The sequence below is a fragment of the Quadrisphaera sp. DVD1 genome, assembly GCF_058932755.1.
This window is the reverse complement of the sequence record NZ_JBZYWI010000075.1, coordinates 1-14,921: the sequence shown is the minus strand read 5'-3', so window position 1 is coordinate 14,921 and position 14,921 is coordinate 1. Positions and strand designations below refer to the sequence as shown.

18 protein-coding genes and 1 pseudogene are annotated in these 14,921 nt (G+C 77.3%); 1 reads left to right on the top strand and 18 read right to left on the bottom strand.

Annotation, left to right across the window (positions count from 1 at the left end; all coding sequences use genetic code 11):
• On the top strand, positions 1–559 hold a 559-nt coding region (locus AC5FZL_RS10130; RefSeq protein ID WP_493618462.1), incomplete at its 5' end, for a peptidoglycan DD-metalloendopeptidase family protein.
• Here the strand turns inward: AC5FZL_RS10130 and AC5FZL_RS10125 are convergent.
• From AC5FZL_RS10125 to AC5FZL_RS10040, 18 genes and pseudogenes are all read right to left on the bottom strand, one after another.
• Complete coding sequence (locus AC5FZL_RS10125) at positions 525–1,202, bottom strand: DUF429 domain-containing protein (RefSeq protein ID WP_493618461.1); 678 nt, start codon at positions 1,200–1,202, stop codon at positions 525–527. The genes AC5FZL_RS10130 and AC5FZL_RS10125 overlap by 35 nt on opposite strands.
• Positions 1,203–1,354: 152 nt before the next feature.
• Positions 1,355–2,149 carry an RNA polymerase sigma factor WhiG gene (whiG, locus tag AC5FZL_RS10120; RefSeq protein ID WP_493618463.1) on the bottom strand — a complete coding sequence of 265 codons (795 nt, stop codon included), beginning with the start codon at positions 2,147–2,149 and terminating at the stop codon, positions 1,355–1,357.
• Between the two features lie 58 nt (positions 2,150–2,207).
• The gene (locus AC5FZL_RS10115; protein WP_493618460.1) at positions 2,208–3,128 is read right to left on the bottom strand and encodes a tyrosine recombinase XerC; all 921 of its coding nucleotides are present in this window, start codon (positions 3,126–3,128) and stop codon (positions 2,208–2,210) included.
• 31 nt (positions 3,129–3,159) lie between these two features.
• The gene (dprA, locus tag AC5FZL_RS10110) at positions 3,160–4,383 is read right to left on the bottom strand and encodes a DNA-processing protein DprA (protein WP_493618459.1); all 1,224 of its coding nucleotides are present in this window, start codon (positions 4,381–4,383) and stop codon (positions 3,160–3,162) included.
• Complete coding sequence (locus AC5FZL_RS10105) at positions 4,380–5,954, bottom strand: YifB family Mg chelatase-like AAA ATPase (RefSeq protein ID WP_493618458.1); 1,575 nt, start codon at positions 5,952–5,954, stop codon at positions 4,380–4,382. The genes dprA and AC5FZL_RS10105 overlap by 4 nt, the downstream gene beginning before the upstream one ends.
• Positions 5,954–6,316, bottom strand: coding sequence for a YraN family protein (locus AC5FZL_RS10100; RefSeq protein ID WP_493618457.1), 363 nt, complete (start codon positions 6,314–6,316; stop codon positions 5,954–5,956). Before AC5FZL_RS10100 ends, AC5FZL_RS10105 begins: the two co-directional genes overlap by 1 nt.
• 119 nt (positions 6,317–6,435) lie before the next feature.
• Entirely contained in the window at positions 6,436–6,759 is a 324-nt protein-coding gene (locus tag AC5FZL_RS10095) for a DUF2469 domain-containing protein (RefSeq protein ID WP_493618456.1), read from the bottom strand.
• The gene (gene rnhB / locus AC5FZL_RS10090) at positions 6,756–7,589 is read right to left on the bottom strand and encodes a ribonuclease HII (protein WP_493618455.1); all 834 of its coding nucleotides are present in this window, start codon (positions 7,587–7,589) and stop codon (positions 6,756–6,758) included. The genes AC5FZL_RS10095 and rnhB overlap by 4 nt, the downstream gene beginning before the upstream one ends.
• Positions 7,586–8,347 carry a signal peptidase I gene (lepB, locus tag AC5FZL_RS10085; protein ID WP_493618454.1) on the bottom strand — a complete coding sequence of 254 codons (762 nt, stop codon included), beginning with the start codon at positions 8,345–8,347 and terminating at the stop codon, positions 7,586–7,588. The genes rnhB and lepB (AC5FZL_RS10085) overlap by 4 nt, the downstream gene beginning before the upstream one ends.
• Complete coding sequence (gene lepB / locus AC5FZL_RS10080) at positions 8,344–9,003, bottom strand: signal peptidase I (RefSeq protein ID WP_493618453.1); 660 nt, start codon at positions 9,001–9,003, stop codon at positions 8,344–8,346. Before lepB (AC5FZL_RS10080) ends, lepB (AC5FZL_RS10085) begins: the two co-directional genes overlap by 4 nt.
• Before the next feature lie 29 nt (positions 9,004–9,032).
• Positions 9,033–9,383 (bottom strand): 50S ribosomal protein L19, encoded by a 351-nt coding sequence (rplS, locus tag AC5FZL_RS10075; RefSeq protein ID WP_493618452.1) that lies wholly within the window; start codon positions 9,381–9,383, stop codon positions 9,033–9,035.
• Positions 9,384–9,540: 157 nt separating this feature from the next.
• Complete coding sequence (gene trmD, locus AC5FZL_RS10070; RefSeq protein WP_493618451.1) at positions 9,541–10,368, bottom strand: tRNA (guanosine(37)-N1)-methyltransferase TrmD; 828 nt, start codon at positions 10,366–10,368, stop codon at positions 9,541–9,543.
• A gap of 5 nt (positions 10,369–10,373) precedes the next feature.
• Positions 10,374–10,955 (bottom strand): ribosome maturation factor RimM, encoded by a 582-nt coding sequence (rimM, locus tag AC5FZL_RS10065; RefSeq protein WP_493618450.1) that lies wholly within the window; start codon positions 10,953–10,955, stop codon positions 10,374–10,376.
• A gap of 5 nt (positions 10,956–10,960) precedes the next feature.
• Positions 10,961–11,212, bottom strand: a complete 252-nt coding sequence (locus AC5FZL_RS10060; RefSeq protein ID WP_493618449.1) for an RNA-binding protein — start codon at positions 11,210–11,212, stop codon at positions 10,961–10,963.
• 11 nt (positions 11,213–11,223) lie between these two features.
• On the bottom strand, positions 11,224–11,682 hold the full coding sequence (gene rpsP, locus AC5FZL_RS10055) for a 30S ribosomal protein S16 (protein WP_493618448.1): 459 nt from the start codon (positions 11,680–11,682) through the stop codon (positions 11,224–11,226).
• A 223-nt stretch (positions 11,683–11,905) separates the two neighbouring features.
• Positions 11,906–12,994, bottom strand: coding sequence for an amidohydrolase family protein (locus AC5FZL_RS10050; protein ID WP_493618447.1), 1,089 nt, complete (start codon positions 12,992–12,994; stop codon positions 11,906–11,908).
• Positions 12,995–13,001: 7 nt separating this feature from the next.
• Positions 13,002–14,582 carry a signal recognition particle protein gene (gene ffh / locus AC5FZL_RS10045; RefSeq protein ID WP_493618446.1) on the bottom strand — a complete coding sequence of 527 codons (1,581 nt, stop codon included), beginning with the start codon at positions 14,580–14,582 and terminating at the stop codon, positions 13,002–13,004.
• Between the two features lie 58 nt (positions 14,583–14,640).
• Positions 14,641–14,921, bottom strand: a pseudogene (locus tag AC5FZL_RS10040) ([protein-PII] uridylyltransferase); the annotation flags it as partial.

The window sequence follows — 14,921 nt, the reverse complement described above, 5'->3', positions numbered from 1 at the left end:
CGGCCTGCCCGCCGCTGCCGCCCCCGGACGCCTGGGGCCCTCTGCGGCGCCCGCGGGCGGCTGGGCCTGGCCGCTGCCTGCCGGCACCGGGACGCCGGAGGTGCTGCGCCCCTTCGACCCGCCGGCGCAGCGGTGGTCCCCGGGCCACCGCGGCGTCGACCTGGCGGCGGCGGCCGGGACGCCGGTGCTCGCGCCGGTCGACGGCGTCGTGGCCTTCGCCGGACGGGTGGTCGACCGCGGCGTGGTCAGCGTCGTGGCCGCCGGGGGCCTGAGGGCGACGCTGGAGCCGGTGGACGCCACCGCGGCGGCCGGCACCGCCGTGCGCCGGGGCCAGCAGGTCGGGGTGGTCGCGGCCGGGCCGCTGCACTGCGCACCGGCGTCGTGCCTGCACTGGGGCGTGCGCTCCGGGCCCGACGCCTACCGCGACCCGCTGGCGCTGCTCGCTCCGCCGGAGCCGCCGGTGCTGCTCCCCCGGCGGACGGCCCGGGCCGGTGGCGCGCCCTCCAGCGCCACCACCCGGGCGGTCACCGCCGCTGCTCGGGTCGCGCCGGGGCGATGATCGTCGCCGCTCGTCCGGGCCCCTCCGGCTCGCCGAGCACCTGGCACCGGTCGAGGCCGTGCCGGTGCCACAGCGAGGCGGTCCAGGCGCAGACGGCCGCGTCGAGGAGGTCCTCGAGGTGCTTGTAGGGGGCGTCGGCGAGCGGGACCGGCCGGTCGAGCAGCGCGGCCGTCTGCGGGTGGGACCCGAGGTGCAGCGGCGGGTCGACCGCCTCCAGCCGCGCCAGGCGCCGGACGAGCTCGGCGCACGCCTGTGCGCGCACCGGCCGGAACTCCGCCGCCCGCAGCGCCCGCGGCCTGCGCTTGTACCGGGGGCGCTCGACGTCGTAGCCGAGCTCGGCGACGCCCACCAGCGTCGTGTACGGGTAGCACTCGAAGACCGCCCGGCCCCGGCGGGGCGGCCCGTCCCACCCGTCGGTGCCCGCGAACCCCAGGGCCTCGAGCCGGGCGAGCAGGGCCACCCCCGCCAGGCGGGGGCTCCGGGCGTTCGTCGTGTTCGCCGAGACCCCCCAGCGCCCGTAGCGCTGGCCGACCTGCGTCTCGCACGCCCGCTGCCCGCTCGCGTTCCTCACGACCAGCGGCGCGTCGACGGCGACGAGGACGTCCGGCGCGTCGGCGGCCACCTGCGCGGTCCAGGCGACCACGGCGTCCAGGCCCCGGCGCGACGACCTCGCCGGAGGCCGTGAGCGCCACCACCCCGGTCTCGTTCGCCGGCCGGGTGGCCGACCCCTCGCCCCACGCCAGGTCGATCCCGAGGAAGATCACGGGCAGTGCGCGGGGACGGCGCCGGGGTGGGTCAGCTGGCGTCCTTCATCTTCGCGCGCATGGCCACCACGGCCTTGGTGTGCATCTGGCAGATCCGCGACTCCGTGACGCCCAGCACGCGGCCGATCTCGGCGAGCGTGAGGTTCTCGAAGTAGTAGAGCGTCACGACGATCTTCTCGCGCTCGGGGAGCTGGTCGATCGCCCGGCTGAGCAGGTACTTCGTCTCCTCGCCCTCGAAGGCGAGCACCGGGTCCTCGGCGCGGGGGTCCTTGAGGGTGTCGCCCAGGGCGAGCGAGTCGCCCTTCTCCCCGCCGGCCGAGAGCAGCTCGTCGAGGGCGACGACGTTGACGTAGGACACCTGGCTGAAGATCTTGTGGAGGTCGGTGACCTTGATCCCCATCCGCTGGGCCACCTCGGGGTCGGTGGGGCTGCGGTGCAGCTCCGACTCCAGCTCCGCGTAGGTCTTCTCGACCTCGCGCGCCTTGCTGCGCACCGAGCGCGGGATCCAGTCCATGGCGCGCAGCTCGTCGATGATCGCGCCGCGGATCCGGGTGATCGCATAGGTCTCGAACTTGATCGCGCGCTCGAGGTCGAACTTCTCGATCGCGTCGATCAGCCCGAACACGCCGTAGGAGACCAGGTCGGACTGCTCGACGTTGGAGGGCAGGCCCACCCCGACCCGGCCGGCGACGTACTTCACGAGCGGCGAGTAGTGGAGGATCAGCCGCTCGCGCACCGCGGCGTTCCCGGTGGACTTGTAGTCCTCCCACAGCCGGCGGAGCAGGGCCTCGTTCTCCGCTGCGGCGTCGTGGCTGTCGACGGCCACCGCCCCCGTGCTGTCGGCCAACGTCGTTCCTCGTTCCCCCGGCTGCTCGGCGACGAGCTCAGGCCCGCGGATGGGCCTGCTCGTAGCTGCGGCGGAGCCGCTCGACCGAGACGTGCGTGTAGACCTGCGTGGTGGCGAGACTAGCGTGACCCAGCATCTCCTGGACGCTCCTGAGGTCCGCGCCCCCGTCGAGCAGGTGCGTGGCGGCGCTGTGGCGCAGCGCGTGCGGGGCGGCGTCCACGCCCTCCTCCAGCGCCGTGACCAGGCGGTGCACCACCTCGCGGACCTGCCGCTGGCCCCAGCGGGCGCCTCGCGAGCCGAGCAGCAGCGCCGGCCCCGAGCCCGGCACGGCCAGCCTCGGGCGCCCCGAGGTCAGCCACTCCTGGACCGCGCGGGCGGCGGGCAGGCCGAACGGCACCACCCGCTCCTTGTTCCCCTTGCCGAGCACCTTGAGCGTGCGCCGGTCGAGGTCGACGTCGTCGACGTCGAGCCCGACGAGCTCGCCCACCCGGATGCCGGTGGCGTAGAGCAGCTCGGCGGCCGCGCGGTCGCGCAGGTGGGCGGGGTCGTCGTCGTCCGCGCGCACGGCGGCGAGGTCCATCACGCGGGCCGCCTGGTCGGCGCGCAGGACCGTGGGCAGGTGCTTGTCGGGCACCGGCGACCTCAGCCGCAGGGCGGGGTCCACCGCCAGGCGGCCGGTGCGCACGGCCCAGGCCGTGAAGCTGCGCGTCGTGGAGGTGCGGCGCGCCAGGCTGGCCCGCGCCGCGCCCGCGCCGGCCTGCTCGGCCAGCCAGGACCGCAGGTCGGCCAGCGAGAGGTCGGGGAGCGTGCGCTCGTGCCGGGCCAGCCAGTCGGTGAGCGAGGCCAGGTCGGAGCCGTAGGCGCGCGCCGTGGCCGCCGAGCGGCCCCGCTCCAGCGACAGGTGCTGCAGGAAGGCCTCGACCCAGCCCGCCGGGTCAGCGCTGCGCGGCTCGTCCACGGCCCCACCGTCGCTCGCCGGGGCCGCCGGCTCAAGGACCTCGGGTCGGGCGTGGCGCACGCCGCCACCCTCCCCCACCCGGTGGCCGCTCGGCGAGCCCGGCCAGCGCGAGCCGCCCCAGGCTCGCCCCCACGGCGTCGGCGGGCAGCCCGGCGACCTGCGCCAGGGACTCCACCGGACGCCCCGAGCGGCGCGGCAGGGCGTCGAGCACGCGCAGGTCCTGCGGGTCCAGGCCGTCGTGGTCGGCCACCGGCACCCCGGCCGGGGGCTCGGGCAGGGCGGTGCCCACGGCGTCGACGAGCTCGAGCAGCTCGGCGGTGTCGGTGATGCAGGTGGCCGCGGACTCCCTCAGCAGCCGGTGGCACCCCGCTGAGGCGGCGGAGGTGACGGGGCCGGGCACCGCGCCCAGCGGTCGCAGGAGCCCCGCGGCCCGCGAGGCGGTGCTCAGCGCCCCCGAGCGCCAGGCCGCCTCGACCACGACCGTCGCGCCGGCCAGGGCCGCGATGAGCCGGTTCCGCTCGAGGAACCGCCACCGGGTGGGCGCCGAGCCCGGCGGCACCTCCGAGACCAGCGCGCCCGCCTCGGCCACCCGGGCGAGGAGCCGCTCGTGGCCGCGCGGGTACACGCGGTCCACCCCGCAGGCCAGCACCGCCAGCGTCGGCCCGCCCGCGGCCAGGGCGCCGCGGTGGGCGGCGGCGTCGATGCCGTAGGCGCCTCCGGAGACCACGGCGACCCCCCGGTCGACGGCGCCTGCGGCCAGGTCGCAGGCGACCCGCTCGCCGTACCCGGTGGACGCCCGCGACCCCACGACCGCCACCGAGCGCGCCGCGGCCTGCGCCACCGAGGCGCTGCCGTGCACCCACAGGCACGCCGGGGCGCCCTCGCCGAGGTCGTCGAGCCCGTCCGGCCACTCCGCGTCGCCCGGCACCACCAGCCGGCCACCGCGGCGCTCCAGCGAGGCCACGTCCCGCGCGGGGTCGAGCGCGGGCAGGCGCACCCGCCAGCGCTCCAGGGCGGCGTCCAGGGCCCGGGTGCTGGCCGGACCGTGGGCCAGCGCCCCCGCCTCCACGAGCGGGCTCGCGCCCGCGCGCTGCCCGGAGCGGACGACGGCCACGGCCTCCAGCGGTCCCAGCGACGCGAGCACCGAGCCGGCCAGCGGGTCGCCCGGCTCGACGAGGCGCGACCAGGCCGCCCGGGCCAGCCGCTCGTCCGCCCACCAGCCGGCTGCCGGCGCCGTGCTGCTGAGCGCGCTCACGCCGCCACCACCCTGTCCCCGAGCCGCCACAGCAGCGCCTGGCCGACGTCGTCGCGGCTGGGGCTGGGGCGGCCGGCCAGGTCGGCGAGCGTCCACGCGCTGCGCAGCACGCGGTCGTAGCCGCGCACGGTGATGCCGCCGCTGTCGAGCGACCGGTCCAGGTGCGTGGTGCGGTCCGGCGGCAGGCGCAGGCGGCCGCGCAGCAGCTGGCCGGGCAGCTCGCCGTTGCAGCGCCACGGCGTCCCGCGCAGGCGCTCCCGCTGCGCCTCGCGCGCGAGCGCGACGCGGCCTGCGACGACCGCCGAGGGCTCCCCTCCCCCGCCCTCGGCCACCTCGGTCCGCGAGACGGGGTCGACGACGACCTGCAGGTCCACGCGGTCGAGCAGCGGCCCGGAGAGCCGCCCCAGGTAGCGCCGGCGGGCCATCGGGGTGCAGTCGCACTCCACCCCCTTGCCGGCCGAGCGCCCGCACGGGCACGGGTTGGCGGCCAGGACGAGCTGGAACCGGGCCGGGAAGCGGGCCAGCCCCTTGGCGCGCGCGATGACGAGCTCGCCGCTCTCCAGCGGCTGGCGCAGCCCCTCGAGCACCCGGGAGGTGAACTCCGGCGCCTCGTCGAGGAAGAGCACGCCGCGGTGCGCGCGGGAGGCGGCTCCCGGGCTCGGCAGGCCGCTGCCGCCGCCCAGCACGGCCGCCGGCGTCGCGGTGTGGTGCGGGTCCTCGAACGGCGGGCGGCGCACCAGCCCGGCCGAGGCGTCGAAGGAGCCGGCGATGGAGTGCACGGCGGTCACCTCGACGGCCTCCGGCTCCACCAGGTCGGGCAGCAGCCCCGGCAGTCGGGCGGCGAGCATCGTCTTGCCCGCGCCGGGCGGCCCGATGAGGAGGAGGTGGTGGCCGCCCGCGGCGGCGACCTCCACCGCCCGGCGGGCCCCGTGCTGGCCGACCACGTCGGCGAGGTCGGGATCGGGCCGGCGCGCCCCCGCGGGAGCCGGCTCCCGCGGGGCGTCGCCCTCGGGCGAGGGCCAGCCGCCGTCCGCGCCGTCGCCCGCCCTGCGGTCGACCTGGCCGCCGTGCGCGGCGACCGCCTCCGCCAGCCGAGCGACCGCCACGACCTCGACGCCGGGCACGAGCCGCGCCTCGGCGGCGTTGGCCGCGGGGACCACCACCCGCTCGGCACCGGCCCGGGCGGCCGCCAGCACCGCCGGCAGCACGCCCCGGACGCCCCTGAGCCGCCCGTCGAGGCCCAGCTCGCCGAGGTGCACGGCCCGGGCCGCCGAGGCCGGGTCGAGGCGGCCCGCCGCGGCGAGCAGCGCGACGGCCACCGCGAGGTCGAAGCCCGTGCCGTGCTTGGGCAGCGAGGCCGGGGAGAGGTTCACCGTGATCCGGCGCTCGGGCACGTCGAGCCCGGCGTTGCGCAGGGCCGCACGCACCCGGTCGCGCGCCTCGTAGAGCGAGGCGTCGGGCAGCCCGACGACGACGAACGCCGGCAGGCCCGGCGCGACGTCGGCCTCGACGTCCACGAGGTGGCCCTCGAGGCCGACGAGGGCGATCGCCCGGCAGGTGGCGACGGCCATCAGCCGATCCCCCGCAGGTGCTCGACGAGGGCCGGGCCCGACGGCGGGCGCAGGACGGCCACGGCGTCGAGCCGCAGCGCCGTCGGGCGGATGCCGTGCTCGTCGACCCAGAGGCCCAGCAGGCGGCGCAGCCGCGCCACCTTGGCCGGGGTGATCGCCTCCAGCGGCGACCCGCACACCAGCGAGCGGCGGGTCTTGACCTCCACGCCCACGAGGCAGGCGCCCTCGCGCACCACGAGGTCGAGCTCGCCCCACCGGCAGCGCCAGTTGCGGTCGAGCACCACCAGCCCCGCCTGCTGCAGGTGCGCCGCAGCCACCTGCTCCCCGTACCGCCCGACCGCCTGCCTCGCTGCGCCTGCCACGGCGACCACCTCCTGCGCCGAGGCTGGCCGCAGGCGCGGGTGGGGTCAGCGCGCGGGAGGCGGGCTGTGGACGGCGGGACGGCAGCGCCGCCTGTGGGCGGCGGGTGGGACGAGCCGGCTCAGCCCGGGAAGCCCTCGGGCTTGGGCACCTCGAGGTCGGACTTCGACAGCTCCTCGACGTTGACGTCCTTGAACGTCACCACGCGCACGGTCTTGACGAAGCGCGCGGAGCGGTAGACGTCCCACACCCACGCGTCGGTGAGCACCAGCTCGAACCAGACCTCGCCGTCGGTGGTGCGCGGTCGCAGGTCGACGCCGTTGGCGAGGTAGAACCGCCGCTCGGTCTCGACCACGTAGGAGAACAGCCCGACGACGTCGCGGTACTCGCGGTAGAGCGCGAGCTCCATCTCGGTCTCGTAGTCCTCGAGGTCCTCAGCACTCATCGGGACCCATTCTGCACCTGCGCGCCGCCCGCAGCGTCCACACCGCGCCCCACACCAGGCAGGTGCCAGCTGCGCCGGTGCTGCGCGCACGGGCCGAGGCGGGACAGGGCCTCGACGTGGTTCGGGGCGCCGTAGCCCTTGTTGCCGGCCCAGCCGTAGTGCGGGTGGGCCGCCGACCGCTCGACCATCATCGCGTCGCGCTCGACCTTGGCCAGCACGCTCGCGGCCGCCACCGCGGCGCAGCGCAGGTCGGCCTTGACCTGCGTGGTGACCACCGGAGGCGGCAGCAGCCGGGCCACGGGGAAGGCCGCGGCGGGCACCGGCGCCTCCGCCCAGCCCAGGTCCAGCTCGAGCTCCGGCTCGGCGTCGGGCGCCGCGGCGGCGCGGCGCTCGGTGAGCCAGTCGTGGCTGCCGTCGAGCAGGACGGCGCTCGGGGCGCAGCCCAGCGCCGCGAGCGCGCGCTGCCCGGCCAGGCGCAGCGCGGCGATGATGCCCAGCGCGTCGATCTCCTCCGGCTCCGCGTGCCCGACGGCGTGCGCCGGGGCCCAGCGCCGCAGCTTCGGCACGAGCTCCTCGCGGGCGGCCGGCGTCAGCAGCTTGGAGTCGCGCAGGCCGGTGGGGGCGCTGCGGGTGGTGGCGTCGACGACGACCACGCCGACGCTCACCGGCCCGGCCAGCGCCCCGCGGCCGACCTCGTCGACGCCGGCGACCAGCGCGTGGCCGGAGCGCAGCAGCAGCCGCTCCTCGCGCAGCGTCGGCACCGCCGAGCGGGAGGTGCGGGCGGCGCGCGCCTGCCGGGGCACGGGACGGGGCCCGGGCGCGGTGCTCACGGCGCCGCCGGAGCCGGTGCGGCGTCGGGCACGTCCGCGAAGACCTCTTCGTGGTCGGAGATCCAGCCGAGCCGGGACAGCGGCCACACGCCGAGCACCGCGCGCCCGACGACGGAGTCCACGGGGACGGTGTTCCCGCCCGGCGAGTCCTCGTTGTAGCGGGAGTCCTTCGAGCGCGAGCGGTGGTCGCCCTGCACCCACAGCCGGCCCTCCGGCACGGTCACGGTGAACTCCAGGTCGCTGGGCGCGTCACCGGGGTAGACGTACGGCTCGTCGAGCGGGACGCCGTTGACGAGCAGGCGGCCGGAGTCGTCGCAGCACTCCACGACGTCGCCGGGCAGGCCGATCACGCGCTTGACCAGGTGCTCGCCGGAGTCCTGCGGCAGCACGCCGACGAACGTCAGCGCCGAGGCCACCGCGGAGCCGACCGGCCCGCGCTCGGGCTCGGGCACCGGCTCCAGCCAGCCGCCGGGGTCGCGGAAGACGACGACGTCGCCGCGCGCCAGGTCGAACGGCCCGGGGGTGAGCTGGCTGACGAGCACCCGGTCGCCGATCATCAGCGTCTCCTCCATCGACTCGGAGGGGATGTAGAAGGCCTGCACGAGGAAGGTCTTCACGAGCAGCGAGAGCACCAGCGCCGCGCCGACGACGAGCACGACCTCCCGCGCGGCGGCGAGGACGCCGGCCAGCGGCCCCCCGCGGCGCGCGGGCTCGGGCGCGGGCTGCGGCGGCTGGGACTGCTCGGCCTGGTCCGTCACTCGAGTCCTCCCGGGGCGTGGCCCTGGTCGTCGGTCCCGTCCTCGGGCCGGTCGTCCAGGAGGGCGGTGCGCCCCGGCGGCCAGGCTACGGCGACCACCCGACCGAGGACGCGCGCGGTGGGCACGACACCGCCGCCGGGGTCGCCGAGGTGCGCGCGGGAGTCCTCGGCGACGTCCCGCGCGTCGCCCAGCACCCACAGCTGGCCGGCCCCGAGCCGGACGTCGAAGCGCACCTCGCTGGGCGCGGTCCCGGCCGCCAGGTACGGCTCGTCGAGCGGCTCGCCGTCCACGAGCAGCGCTCCGGAGGCGTCGCAGCAGGCCACGCGCTCCCCCGGCAGGCCGACGACGCGCTTGACGTACTCGCGGGGCGCGCCGGGCAGGGCGAGCAGCGCGCCGAGGCGGGCGGCGGCGGAGGCCAGGGGCCCGCGGTCGACCCACGGGTCGAAGCTGCCGGTGCCGTCGAAGACGACGAGGTCACCGCGCCGGACGCCGTCCGCGCCGGTCTGCCGCACGAGCAGGCGGTCACCGGGTTGCAGGGTCGGCTCCATCGACGCGCTGGGGACGACGGCGACGTCGACCACCCACAGGCGCACCGCGGTGGTGACCACCAGGGCGAGGAGCACGAGGACGACGACGGCCCGCAGGCGCCGGAGCACCTGCGGGCCGTCGCTCGCGGAACGGGAGGTCAGCGGGCGTCCCGCTTCTCCTTGATCTTCGCCTTCTTGCCGCGCAGGTTGCGCAGGTAGTACAGCTTCGCGCGACGGACGTCACCGCGGGTGACGACCTCGATGCTGTCGATCGCCGGGGAGTGCACCGGGAAGGTGCGCTCCACGCCGACGCCGAAGCTGACCTTGCGGGCGGTGAAGGTCTCGCGCACGCCGCCGCCGGAGCGGCGGATGACCGCGCCCTGGAAGACCTGGACGCGGGAGCGGTTGCCCTCCACGACCTTGACGTTGACCTTGACGGTGTCGCCCGGGCCGAAGGCCGGGACGTCCGAGCGCAGCGAGGCTGCGTCGATGGCGTCGAAGGTGTGCATGGTGGTGTCCGTTCCCGCGGTGCCACAGGTCACGCGCGTGCACAGGGCGGCAGCGCTGCTGCCGCGGAGTCGGTCGGTCAGGTGGAGCCGCCGCGTCGACGGCCTGGGGCGCTGCGGGCCCCCTGTGGCAGGGGCAGCACGAGCCGGACGCGGAGCCTCAGTGTGGCACAGCGGGGCGCTCGACCTGCACCAGCCGCCCGTCGGCGGGCTCCCAGCCCAGCTCGGCGAGCACCGCCAGGTCGGCGCGGTCCAGCCGGGCGGGGTCGAGCGCGGCGAGCAGGTCGGGGCGGCGCGCCCCGGTGCGGCGCAGCTGCTGGTCGCGGCGCCAGCGGGCGATCCGCGCGTGGTGGCCCGAGAGCAGCACCTCCGGCGCCTCGCGCCCGCGCCAGCTCGCCGGCCGGGTGTAGACGGGGTGCTCGAGCAGCCCGCCCGAGGCCGCGGCGTGGGACTCCTCGACGAGGCTGGCGGGGTTGCCGACCACCCCGGGCAGCAGCCGCGCGACGGCCTCGACCACCGCGAGCACGGCGACCTCGCCGCCGTTGAGCACGTAGTCGCCCAGGCTCACCGGCGTCACGGGCATCCGCGCGGCGGCGTCGTCGAGCACGCGCTCGTCGATGCCCTCGTAGCGCCCGCAGGCGAACGCCAGCCACGGCTCGCGGGCGAGGTCCTCCGCCATCGCCTGCGTGAACCGGACGCCGGCGGGGCTGGGGACGAGCAGGTGCGGAACCCCGTCGCCCGCAGCGCCCGCCTCGCGACCGGCGGCCACCACGGCGTCCAGCGCCGCGGCCCACGGCTCGGGGCGCATCACCATGCCGGCGCCGCCGCCCAGCGGGGCGTCGTCGACGGTGTGGTGGCGGTCTGTCGTCCAGGTGCGCAGGTCGTGGACGGCGAGGTCGAGCAGGCCCGCGGTGCGCGCCCGGCCGATGAGCGACAGGTCCAGCGGGGCGAGGTACTCGGGGAAGATCGTGACGACGTCGACGCGCACGCCGCTCAGGCCCCGCCCTCGTCGGTGGCCTCGGTGCTGTCCGTCTCGTCCACCTCGTCGCCCTCGAGGAGCCCGCCGGGCGGGTCGAGCACGACCCGGCCGCCCTCGACGTCGACGACCGGCACGAGCGCGGTGACGAAGGGGACCCGCGCGGTGGCCCCGGACGGCTGGCGCAGCACGAGGAGGTCCTGGGCGGCTCCGTGCTCGAGCCCGACGACCTCGCCGGCGGGGCGGCCGTCGGTGCGCTCGGCCCGCAGGCCGACCAGGGCGGCCACCGGCCAGGCGTCGGGCTCGTCGCCCGCCAGGGGCGCGGTGGCCAGGAGCAGGACGCCGCGCAGGCCCTCGGCCCCCTCGCGGCCCTCGACGCCGGTGAAGGCGAGCAGGAGGGTGCCGTTGTGGTCGCGCACGGACTCGAGCTCGAGGGGCCCGGCGCCGGCGGGGTCGGTGGTGAAGACGGCGCCGGGGACGAACCGGCGGTCCGGGGCGTCGGTGCGCACCTCGATGCTCACCTCGCCCCGGACCCCGTGGGGCCGCCCGATCCGGGCGACCACCACCTCGACGGCGTCGGGCTGGTCGCTGCTCACCACGCGGCTCAGGACGTGCGGCGCCGCGGGCGGTCGACGTCGACGACGTCCACGCGCACCTCGTCCTGCGCCAGCGCGCCCACCACCGTGCGCAGCGCCTTGGCCGTGCGCCCCGCCCGCCCGATCACGCGGCCCAGGTCGTCCGGGTGCACGCGCACCTCGAGCAGCTCGCCGGAGCGCAGCTGCTTGCGGGAGACCTGGACGTCGTCGGGGTTGTCGACGATGCCGCGGATCAGGTGGTCGAGGACGTCGGTCAGCACGGCGCCTGCGATCAGGCGGAGGTGCCGACCGAACCGGCCTCGGCCGGCTCGTCGGTGCCCTCGGGCTGGCCGGCGTCGGCGACCTCGGCCGGCTCGACGACCGGGGCGGAGGTCTTCGACGGCTCGGCGGAGGACGCCGCGTTGGCGGCGGTGGCCGGCGCGACGACCGGCGTCTTGGGCTCCTTGACCTTCAGGGTGCCCTCGGCGCCGGGCAGGCCCTTGTAGGTCTGCCAGTCGCCGGTGACCTTCAGGAGCGCCATGACCTGCTCGGTCGGCTGAGCGCCGACGCCGAGCCAGTACTGCACGCGCTCGCGGTCGACCTGGATGAGCGAGGGCTCCTCGGTCGGGTGGTACTTGCCGATCTCCTCGATCGCGCGACCGTCGCGCTTGGTGCGCGAGTCGGCGACGACGATGCGGTAGTACGGCGCGCGGATCTTGCCGAAGCGCTTGAGACGGATCTTGACTGCCACGGGGGTACAGCTCCTGCTCGGTCTGGGGTGGGCCGGCCTGGGGGGCGCGTGGGGAGCGCCGCCCGGAGCGGCCCGGGGTCCAGCGGTGCGAGGGAAGAGGGCCCGCGCACGCTGAGTACAGCCGCTCATCATGCCAGACGGGGCCGCACGTTCCCACCGCGCGGCGAGCCGCCGGGGAGGCGGGGCGCGAGGGGGGCGCGAGGGGGGCGCGGGGGCGGGGCGCTCAGGCCACGCGCCGCCCGCGCAGGACGACCGCGCGCGGACCCGCGAGCGCCCCGACGTCCTCGCGCGGGTCGGCCGCGAGCACCACGAGGTCCGCCGGCGCCCCCTCCTCCAGCGCCCGGGCCCCGAGGTAGGCGCGCGCCCCCCACGTCGCGGCGTCCAGCGCCTGCACCGGGGGCACGCCGGCGGCGACGAGCTCGGCGACCTCGGCGGCCACGAGCCCGTGCGGCAGGACCGTGCCGGCGTCGGTGCCGACGAGCAGCCGGACGCCGGCCTCGGCGGCGGCGGCGACCGTCTCCCGGCGCCGGGCGTGCAGCGCCCTCATGTGCGCGGCGTAGCGGGGGAACTTCGCCTCCCCGCGCGCGGCGATCCCCGGGAAGGTGGCGATGTTGACCAGCGTCGGGGTGACCGCGACGCCGGCGGCGACGACGGCCGGCAGGAGGTCCGGCGTCAGGCCCGTGGCGTGCTCGAGGCAGTCCACGCCCGCGGCGAGCAGGCCGGGCAGCGCCTCCTCGGAGAAGGTGTGGACGGCGACCCGTGCGCCCTCCGCGTGGGCGGCCGCCACCGCCGCGGCCAGCGCCTGCTCGGGCCAGCACGCCGCGAGGTCGCCGCGGTCGCGGTCGATCCAGTCCCCCACGACCTTGACCCATCCGTCGCCCGCGCGGGCCTGGGCGCGCACGGCGTCGGCCAGCTGCTCGGGCTCGACCTCGTCGGCCACCCCGCGCAGGTAGCGCCGGGTGCGCGCCACGTGCCGGCCGGCCCGGAGCACGCGCGGGAGGTCGTCCTCCCCCGCCATCCAGGAGGTGTCGGCCGGGGAGCCGGCGTCGCGCAGGAGCAGCGCCCCCGCGTCGCGGTCGGTCTGCGCCTGGGCCCGCGCGGTGGCCCGGTCGACCGGGCCGTCGGCGCCGAGCCCGACGTGGCAGTGGGCGTCCACCAGCCCCGGCAGCGCCCACCCCTCGAGCGTGGTGACGTCCAGGCCCGGGCCGCGCGGGCGGGTCCAGGTGACGCGCCCGCCGAGCACCCACAGCTCGTCGCGGACGTCGTCCGGCCCCGCGAGCACGCGCCCCCGGACGTGCAGGACCTGCGTCACCGGCGGCTCAGCGGCCGAGGAACTTCTCGAAGCCCTTCGGCAGCTCGAGGTCCTCGAGGCCCTGGGCCGGGTCGGCGGCACCGAGCGCCCCGAACGCCGAGCCGCGCGGGGCGCTGGCCTTCTCCAGCGACGCCCGCTCCTGCTCGGCGCGCTTGGCCGGGTTGCCGGACTTCGCCTTGCGGCCCTTGACCGGCGGGGCGGTGCGCCCGCGCGACTTCTTGCCCCCGGCCATGCCGCCGCCCGCGCCGGGCATGCCGCCGGCCCCGGGCATCCCCGGCAGGCCGCCGCCGGCGCGCATCGAGCGCATCATCTGCTGCGCCTGGCCGAAGCGCTCCATGAGCGTGTTGACGTCGGTGACGGTGGTGCCCGAGCCGCGGGCGATGCGGGCCCGCCGCGAGCCGTTGAGGATCTTCGGGCTGCGCCGCTCCAGCGGGGTCATCGAGCGCACGATCGCCTCGATGCGGTCCATCTCCCGCTCGTCGAAGTTCTCCAGCTGCTCGCGGATCTGCCCCATCCCGGGGAGCATGCCGAGCACCTTCTTCAGCGAGCCCATGTTCTTGAGGGCCTGCATCTGGGTGAGGAAGTCCTCGAGGGTGAAGTCCTCGCCCTCGGCGAAGCGGGTCGCCAGGTCGGCGGCCTGGTCGGCGTCGAAGGCGCGCTCGGCCTGCTCGATGAGGCTGAGCACGTCACCCATGTCGAGGATGCGCGAGGCCATCCGGTCGGGGTGGAAGACCTCGAAGTCGGCCAGCCCCTCGCCGGTGGAGGCGAAGAGCACCGGCCGGCCGGTGACGGTGGCCACCGACAGGGCCGCGCCGCCGCGGGCGTCGCCGTCGAGCTTGGTGAGGACGACGCCGGTGAGGTCGACGCCCTCCTGGAAGGCCTGCGCGGTGGCCAGGGCGTCCTGGCCGATCATCGCGTCGACGACGAAGAGCACCTCGTCGGGGCTGACCGCGGCCCGGATGTCGGCGGCCTGCTGCATCATCTCGGCGTCGACGCCGAGCCGGCCGGCGGTGTCGACGACGACGACGTCGTGCTGGCGGGCGCGGGCCTCGGCCAGGCCGCGGCGGGCCACGTCGACCGGGTCGCCGACGCCGTTGCCCGGCTCGGGGGCGAAGACCTTCACGCCCGCGCGCTCGCCGACCACCTGCAGCTGGGTGACGGCGTTGGGGCGCTGGAGGTCGGCGGCGACGAGCAGCGGGGTGTGGCCCTGCTCGCGCAGCCAGCGGCCGAGCTTGCCGGCCAGGGTGGTCTTGCCGGCGCCCTGGAGGCCGGCGAGCATGATCACCGTCGGCGGGGTCTTGGCGAAGCGCAGCCGGCGGGTGGAGCCCCCGAGGACGGCGATGAGCTCCTCGTTGACGACCTTGACGACCTGCTGGCCCGGGTTCAGCGCACCCGAGACCTCCGCCGACAGCGCCCGCTCGCGCACCGCGGTGGTGAACGCGCGGACCACGGGCAGGGCGACGTCGGCGTCCAGCAGCGCGCGCCGGATCTCGCGGACGGTGGCGTCGACGTCCGCCTCGCTCAGCCGGCCCTTGCCCCGCAGGTTGCGGAAGGTGGCGGTGAGGCGGTCGGAGAGGGAGTTGAACACGGGGAGGGGGACCTCGATCTCTGCGCTCGTTCCCGGCAGCCGGGAGTCCGGCCCCAGGCTACCGCCGCAGGACGGGCGGCTCGGTCGCGCCCGGGACGTCGGCGGCGCCCGCGAGCACCGAGACCGCGGCCGCCACCCGCGAGGGCTCCAGGGGCGCACCGCCCGGCTCCCCGAGGTACAGGACGTCGACCGCCTGGCCGCCGTAGGTGGCGACGTGGGCGCTGTGGATCTCCACGCCGATCGAGGCCAGCTCCGCGCCGAGGGAGTGCAGCAGGCCCGGGCGGTCCATCGCGCGCACCTCCACGACGGTCGCCTCCCCCGAGGCCGCGGGCAGCAGGA

What these genes read in the sequence shown, in the direction of transcription:
- AC5FZL_RS10095 (WP_493618456.1), bottom strand. Translation starts at nt 6,759, where the DNA reads ATGAGTGCTGAGGACCTCGAGGACTACGAGACCGAGATGGAGCTCGCG.
- AC5FZL_RS10105 (WP_493618458.1), bottom strand. Translation starts at nt 5,954, where the DNA reads ATGGCCGTCGCCACCTGCCGGGCGATCGCCCTCGTCGGCCTCGAGGGC.
- rplS (WP_493618452.1), bottom strand. Translation starts at nt 9,383, where the DNA reads ATGCACACCTTCGACGCCATCGACGCAGCCTCGCTGCGCTCGGACGTC.